The following is a 6,649-nucleotide window of genomic DNA, read 5'->3' on the forward strand; positions in this document are numbered from 1 at the left end:
ACCTCATTCTTCGTCTCTTCGCTCCTGCTCTCCGCCAAATGCCGGCGGCCGCTTTTCCCGAAAGGCTCGGACTCCCTCCAGATAATCCTTTGTGGTGAAGGCTAGTCCCTGCGCCATCGCTTCCGCCTGCAGGACTTGTTCCAACGTCATCTCGCTGCTGCGGTTCAAGATAGACTTGGCCAGCCCTATGGCGGCGCTGGGGCCCTTCGCCAGGGAAGCTGCCACTTGCTCGGCTCTCGGCAAAAGCGCATCTGCTGTCGTCACTTCCAGCACAATCCCGTACTCCTGCGCCTCCCTGGCGGTAATCATCCGGCCGGAGAACATCAGTTCCTTGGCCCGTTGCAGCCCTACCAGTCTTGGCAGGAAGAAAATGCCGCCGTAATCCGGTACCAATCCTATTTTAGCAAAAACTTGTCCAAATGAGGCATGTTCCGAAGCGATCAGCAAATCACAGGCCAGGGCCAGGTTAAAACCGGCCCCTACTGCATAGCCGTTGACCGCTGCAATGACGGGCTTTTCCAAGGAGACGAGATCGAGCAGCAGCCGATGCGCCTGCTGCATATACCGCCTAGCCTCCACACCGCTTGGACTGCGGCCTTGGCTGGGGCCCTGGCCGGGAAATCCCTTGATGTCTCCGCCAGCGCAAAAAGCCGGGCCGCTCCCCGTCACAATCAAGCTGCGAATCCGGGAATCCGTCCGCACCTCCTCCAGGGCAGCGCGGAACTCGCCTACCAATGCCCGCGACAGGGCGTTTCGGTTGTCGGGGCGGTTGAACGTGATCACCGCTACCCCGTCTTTTCGCTCAAGCAAAACAGATCGACCCTCCATTGTACCCCTCCATTCGCTGTTTCAGATAATGCCGCGCCTTTTCCAGTCTGCAATCTGTGCCGGGGCGACGGACAAGACAGATTGCAATACATCCTCGGTATGCTCACCTGCTGCGGGCGGCGGTGCGGAAGCCTCGCCGGACTTACCCCGCCCCGGAGCATAGCCGCCCGCCGAGGTATCCATCTGAAGCAAATCCCCCCATCGCTGTGTGCCCAGCACAACCGCCAAGCCTTTTGCCTGCACGTGAGGATGCTGCAAGACCTCGTCGATTGCCAGCACGGGAGTCAGGCAGCAATCCACTTCGCGGGAAAACTGCGACCACTCTTCCTGCGTCCGGCTTTGAAACAGTTCCTTCACCTGCAAGTACACGGGATTTTCCGGGGTCGCCCGGCTCACATGTGCAGCAATCCAGTCTTCCCGTTCCACTCCCCGGCAAAAATTTTGCCAAAACTTTTCCTCCAGCGCTGCCAAACCGACGAACTTTTGGTCCTTGGCCTCGTAGATCCGGTACGAGATCAACTCCCCTCCCAGTTCGGGCAGGCCGTCTGTGCGGCCGGTCACATCCCGGATCAGCGTATGCGTGTTCAAGAGGCCGATCAGCGCATCCGTCAGCGAAATGTCCAGGTACGTTCCCTTTCCTGTCAGCCCTCGCCTGACCAGTGCTGCCAGAATCGCTTCCGACGCGGCAATCCCCCCGATCAGATCGCCAAATTGGACGCCCGGCTGGACAGGTCTGCCTTTGCCATCCTTCAGTTGGGAAAGCAGGCCGCTAAGTGCCTGGAAATTGAGATCGTGGCCCGCCAGATCACACAGCGGCCCCGTCTGGCCGTACCCTGTCAAGGAACAGTATACCAGCTCCGGCCGCTCCCGGCTCAGCTCCTCATAGCCGACGCCGAGGGCAGCGGCCACTTTCGGGCGGAAGCTTTCGATGACGACGTCCGCACGGCAGGCCAATTGAAAGGCGAGCTGTCTTCCTTCTGCTTCCTTCAGATTGATCGTGACGCTTTTTTTGTTGCGGTTGTTTGCCAGGTAGATCAAACCCGTCCCTTTCGACTGGTCTCCCACCAGGCGGGCGGGATCGCCGAGAGGCGGCTCCACCTGAATCACTTCCGCCCCCATGTCAGCCAGCCGCAAAGCGGCGTACGGGCCCGGCAGATAACGCGAAAAGTCTACGACGCGGATTCCGTTCAGCATCAGGTATACCAGCCTCCGTTTATCTTGACGACATAGCCGTTGACGCAGCCTGCCATCGGCGAGACCAGATACAAGATCGATCCGGCCGTCCTGCCTGCGCTGCGCCCGATCCGGTGATAGTCGCCGCTTTTCCTGCCAACATCTTCATTTAAGACGCTCCCTCTTGCGCCACTTCAAACTCGCCTTTCAGCTTGACTTCGCCCGCCTGGTTGCAAGCGCGCAATTCGCAGCACAGTCTGTCTTCTCCAGCGGTGGACAGCGGCCTGACAACCCTGCCCGTGACGGTGATCTGTTCTCCCGGTCTGGTGATATCCGCAAAGCGCGCTTTCAGGCGGCGCAGCTGTTTTCGCGGAAACCAGGCACAGACTGCCTGGCCGGCAAATCCCATGATCAGCATCCCGTGAGCGATGACGCCGCCAAGCCCAGCTTCTTCACCGACCGGGACCACCGTATGGATCGGATTGAAATCGCCTGATGCTCCGGCGTAGCGGACCAATTGGGTATGAGTAATCACCGGTTTTTTCAGTACGGGCAGCTCCCCGGCATCTGCTTTCCGGACCGGCGGGAGCTGGCTGCGACTCATCTCCCGCCCCTCCCTGCTTCCGCCGTGCTCGATCACCGTCGAGCGCCCTATGCATACCATCTCGCCGCGCTGGTTGACGTAAACGGTTTCGATTGAAAACAGCTTCATCGTCCCGCTCCGCCCCGATTTTGCCTTGGCGCCGGTCACTTTTGCCGTTCCCGTTATCTCGTCTCCCGTGTAGATTTCTCCCAGGTATTCGTATTCCTGCTCGCCGTGCAGCACGCGCAGCAAGTCAAGTTCAAGGGTCTCGATCAGGGTGAAAAAGTCAGGTCCGCCCCACATGTCGATGACGGTAGGAAACGTCGGCGGGATCGTGACGTCTTTCCATCCGGCCAGGACAGCGCTCTGCTTATCCCGGTAGAGCGGGCTGTCATCGCCGATCGCCAAGGCGAATTCGCGAATTTTCCCCCGCTCCACCACTAAGCGATAAGGCGCAAACTCACGACCGACAAATTTGCTTATGTCTGCAGCCATCTTCCCTCACCTCAGAGCCCCAGGTTTTTGGCGATGATCAGTTTCATGATCTCGTTGCTGCCTGCGTAGACTGCGGAAACGGGAATGTCCCGGTAGCGCCGGGCGATCTCATACTCTTCCATGTAGCCGTATCCGCCGTGAAGCTGCAAGCACTGGGCCGCCACCCGCTTGGCCATCTCGGTCGTCCACCACTTGGACATGGAGACCTTGGTGACGATGTCCTCGCCGCCGAGATGATCGGCGATCAACTGGTCGAGGAACGCCCTCCCCAGTTCAACCTCCGTCGCCATCTCAACGATTTTGAACTGGTTGTGCTGAAACTTGCTCACTGGTTGGCCAAAGGTCTGCCGGTTCTTGGTGTACTCGATCGTCATCCGCAGCATTTCCTCTGCGGCCGCCTGGGCGGCAATGGCGACGACCAGCCGCTCCTGCTGCAGCTTTTCCATCATGTAACGAAAGCCTTGCCCCTCCGCTCCCAGCAGATTTTCCGCCGGTACGCGGCAGTCTTCGAAGATGAGCTCCGCCGTGTCCTGGGCGTGCAGCCCGATCTTATCCAGCTTCCGTCCGCGCGAAAAGCCCGGCGCATCCCGCTCGACCAGCAGCAGGCTGATCCCCTTGTGAGGCGGCACCGCTTGCGGGTCGGTCTTGCAGGCTACCAGGACGAGGTCGGCCTGGATGCCGTTGGTGATAAAGGTTTTTTGTCCGTTGAGGATGTAGTGATCTCCCTGTTTGACAGCGGTCGTCCGAATACCGGCCAAATCCGAACCCGCGCCCGGCTCCGTCATTGCAATCGCTGTGATGATATCGCCGCTGACACAGCCAGGCAGCCAGCGCTGTTTTTGTTCTTCCGTGCCGTAGGCAACCAGGTAGGGGACGACGATGTCACTGTGCAGCGGGATGCCGATGAGACTGGAGCCGACCCGCTCCAACTCTTGGATGATGACGACCGAGTAGGCCCAATCGGCCCCGGCTCCGCCGTACTGCTCCTCGACGGTTGGGCAGAGGAACCCTTCGTTGCCCATTTTCCTCCAAAAGCTGCGAGGTATCATTCGCTCCTGCTCCCACTGGCTGTAGCAGGGTACTGCTTCCTTCGCCAGAAATTTTTGCAAGGCCGAACGGAACATGTGATGCTCTTCTTGCAGGTAATGCTGCGCCATTCTCCCATCCCCCTGTTAAAAGATAGCGTCATTGACGATAGGTCTCGGCAGTTGGCCGGCTGCGTACCCCTCAAGAAAAGTCATAGGCATAGCAGACTTGGTACAGCTCGACGATTTCCTCATGAGTCGGCACTCTGGGATTGTTGCCCGGACTGCCGCTGTCCAGCGCATCCTGGGCCATTTTGGCGAGTGATCGCTGGAAGGCCGTCTCGTCAATGCCCCAGGCCCGCATATTGGGAATATTCAGATCGCGGCACAGCCGTTTGATCTGTACGAGCAGGCTGTCAGCCAGTTCGCTGTCGGACAGCCTCGCCCCGCCGGGAAGGATATGCCTGCCGATCGCGGCCAGCCGCTCCGCTGCGCTCTCTCTGGTAAATTCCAGCACGGGGGGCAGCAGCATCGCATTGGAGACCCCGTGCGGCACGTGGAACAAGGCGCCGATCGGCCTTGACATCCCGTGCACAAGCGTGACAGAGGCGTTGGAAAAGGCGGCTCCCGCCAGCATCGCGGCCAGCGCCATGTTGCTACGCGCCTCGACATCATCCCCCTGCCGATACGCTTGCAGCAAGTTTCCGGCGATCAGTTCAATCGCCCGAAACGCCATCATGTCGGTCACCGGCTGGGCGCGCCGGGAGATGTACGCTTCCACCGCGTGGCAGAGCGCGTCAACGCCGGTAGCCGCCGTTACGGACGGCGGACAGGATACCGTGAGCAGCGGATCGACAATCGCCGCTGCCGGAAGCAGTTCGGGCTGGGACAACATCAGCTTGACCTCGTTTGCCGTGTCGATGATCACCGTCACTTTGGTCATCTCCGATCCGGTGCCCGCCGTTGTCGGTATAGCGATCAGCGGCAGCGGCCTTTGCTGGAATCTTTTTTTATTTCCGACATATTCGCGGATGTGCCCGCCATTGTTCATCAGCACAGCGACCGCCTTGGCCGCGTCGATGGCGCTGCCGCCGCCCAGGGCGACGATCAGATCGCACTTTTCGCCCCGGCAGATCTCCAGCGCCTCCTGCACGTGAAGATCCGTCGGCTCCGTATCCACTCCGGTGTAGATCGCATGCGGAATGCCCGCTTGCTCCAAATAATGCCCGCACCGTTCTACATTACCGATTTGTTCCATGACAGGGTCACTGATGACCATCGCCTTGCTGCCGAGCGCCCCTGCCTGTCTGCCAACCTCTAGAAAAGAATGTTGCCCGTACATAATATGCTGCGGCATGAGTATCTGATGGATGTTTGACATCATCGGATTGCACCCCCTGTTCCTATCTTTCCTATTTATAGATATTTCTCTTTGGATGGGGGGATACCTGCTTTTTCCTGAGAGCCGAGTTGTTCTCCAAGCCGATGATCCTGCAAGCAGGCTTGCAACTGCTGATCGCTTTTAATCTCCGGCTTCCTCCAGATTTTATCCCACTTGGCGCAACCAAATAAGCTGACGCCCGTAGACGGGCATCAGCTTACGGCTTGAGGACACAGGTCTTGTTACTTGAGAGCTAAAGCACTAAGAAGACTTCTTAGGCGGTTCCGGTTGGTACATCATAAACATGCTGGTTGTTCCAATGTTCATCATAGCAACCACAGCTAATACCTTTGCCGTTGTTTGGAACACTGGCTTGGTGATAAACTTTAGCATTTTACCTCGCCTCCTTTCGATTGGAGAGTGAGCAAAATATCCCATGAGCCGATGAATTTGTGGCCCACTGGTGTCAGAGTAAACGCCTGCCAGAGAAGGGCAGCTGCCGTCGTCCAGCCCATGAAGCTATTGGTACCAACAATGATGGCGACAAGTGAGAGAGCAGCGACTGCAAGTAAGGTGCAGCGGCGAAAGGCCAACTCGCTTGTCTCGTTCTCAAAAGGCTTATTCGGGGGAGCTTGCGGTGCATAGCGCCAATACAAATACAGGGAAAGCAATACCGTGCCGTATAAAACGATCGCCGGCAATACACTGAGAAACGGCTGCATCAGCTTCAGTGCGGAACCCAAGGCAGTAAGTGTGACGATACTGGTAATCAGGCACCGATAATATGCGGAACAATGTGCTCCGCCGGATAAGATACGGACCAGGCCGGTGACGAACAGCAGGACTGTCACCTCAGATGTAATATGTAGGAAAGCCGCCACGGAAAACAGCAGACTTAATTTCACGAAACTTCCAAGCAAAATCTCGGCGCCATAGGATAACAATTCAGCCTGTTCGAGTCTGGAAGCCTTTTTTGCCACATATGATCCAACTGCTTGTCCCATTTTATGAAGGGAGATTTCGAACATCTTTTCACCTCCGGTTATCCAAGCAGGACACAGCTTCATAAAGTGCTTGCAGATGGTGCTGGTTTGCAGGGAAAATCTTCCTTGAGACGGCTTTCCCCTCTTCCAATCCTTGTTATATTCGTTCCTATTCCGTATC

General features: G+C 57.7%; 7 protein-coding genes. All 7 read right to left on the minus strand.

Going from position 1 to position 6,649, the window contains the following annotated elements; translation table 11 throughout:
* Positions 1 to 3: 3 nt before the first annotated feature.
* The 7 genes from HGBM_RS17280 to HGBM_RS17315 all read right to left on the minus strand — a co-directional run bounded on the left by HGBM_RS17280 (position 4) and on the right by HGBM_RS17315 (position 6,513).
* Entirely contained in the window at positions 4 to 828 is an 825-nt protein-coding gene (locus HGBM_RS17280) for an enoyl-CoA hydratase/isomerase family protein (RefSeq protein ID WP_019122347.1), read from the minus strand.
* A 21-nt stretch (positions 829 to 849) separates the two neighbouring features.
* On the minus strand, positions 850 to 2,022 hold the full coding sequence (locus HGBM_RS17285) for a CaiB/BaiF CoA transferase family protein (RefSeq protein WP_019122348.1): 1,173 nt from the start codon (positions 2,020 to 2,022) through the stop codon (positions 850 to 852).
* Positions 2,023 to 2,170: 148 nt separating this feature from the next.
* A complete protein-coding gene (locus tag HGBM_RS31800; protein ID WP_019122349.1) occupies positions 2,171 to 3,079 on the minus strand; it encodes an FAS1-like dehydratase domain-containing protein in 909 nt (302 codons plus the stop codon).
* An 11-nt stretch (positions 3,080 to 3,090) separates the two neighbouring features.
* The gene (locus tag HGBM_RS17300) at positions 3,091 to 4,236 is read right to left on the minus strand and encodes an acyl-CoA dehydrogenase family protein (protein WP_019122350.1); all 1,146 of its coding nucleotides are present in this window, start codon (positions 4,234 to 4,236) and stop codon (positions 3,091 to 3,093) included.
* A 70-nt stretch (positions 4,237 to 4,306) separates the two neighbouring features.
* Entirely contained in the window at positions 4,307 to 5,485 is a 1,179-nt protein-coding gene (locus HGBM_RS17305) for an iron-containing alcohol dehydrogenase (RefSeq protein WP_035287424.1), read from the minus strand.
* Between the two features lie 261 nt (positions 5,486 to 5,746).
* Positions 5,747 to 5,878, minus strand: a complete 132-nt coding sequence (locus HGBM_RS29725; protein WP_019122352.1) for a cyclic lactone autoinducer peptide — start codon at positions 5,876 to 5,878, stop codon at positions 5,747 to 5,749.
* Positions 5,872 to 6,513: an accessory gene regulator ArgB-like protein gene (locus HGBM_RS17315; RefSeq protein WP_026074494.1), complete on the minus strand. Its 642-nt coding sequence runs from the start codon at positions 6,511 to 6,513 to the stop codon at positions 5,872 to 5,874. Before HGBM_RS17315 ends, HGBM_RS29725 begins: the two co-directional genes overlap by 7 nt.
* Between the last annotated feature and the right edge of the window lie 136 nt (positions 6,514 to 6,649).

This window comes from Brevibacillus massiliensis (assembly GCF_000311785.1).
Classification (GTDB): Bacteria; Bacillota; Bacilli; order Brevibacillales; family Brevibacillaceae; genus Brevibacillus_C; species Brevibacillus_C massiliensis.

Bases quoted from the DNA above. Each gene is read 5' to 3' on its own strand.
- HGBM_RS17315 (WP_026074494.1), bottom strand. From the start codon at position 6,513: ATGTTCGAAATCTCCCTTCATAAAATGGGACAAGCAGTTGGATCATAT.
- HGBM_RS17285 (WP_019122348.1), bottom strand. From the start codon at position 2,022: ATGCTGAACGGAATCCGCGTCGTAGACTTTTCGCGTTATCTGCCGGGC.
- HGBM_RS17280 (WP_019122347.1), bottom strand. From the start codon at position 828: ATGGAGGGTCGATCTGTTTTGCTTGAGCGAAAAGACGGGGTAGCGGTG.
- HGBM_RS29725 (WP_019122352.1), bottom strand. From the start codon at position 5,878: ATGCTAAAGTTTATCACCAAGCCAGTGTTCCAAACAACGGCAAAGGTA.
- HGBM_RS31800 (WP_019122349.1), bottom strand. From the start codon at position 3,079: ATGGCTGCAGACATAAGCAAATTTGTCGGTCGTGAGTTTGCGCCTTAT.
- HGBM_RS17305 (WP_035287424.1), bottom strand. From the start codon at position 5,485: ATGTCAAACATCCATCAGATACTCATGCCGCAGCATATTATGTACGGG.
- HGBM_RS17300 (WP_019122350.1), bottom strand. From the start codon at position 4,236: ATGGCGCAGCATTACCTGCAAGAAGAGCATCACATGTTCCGTTCGGCC.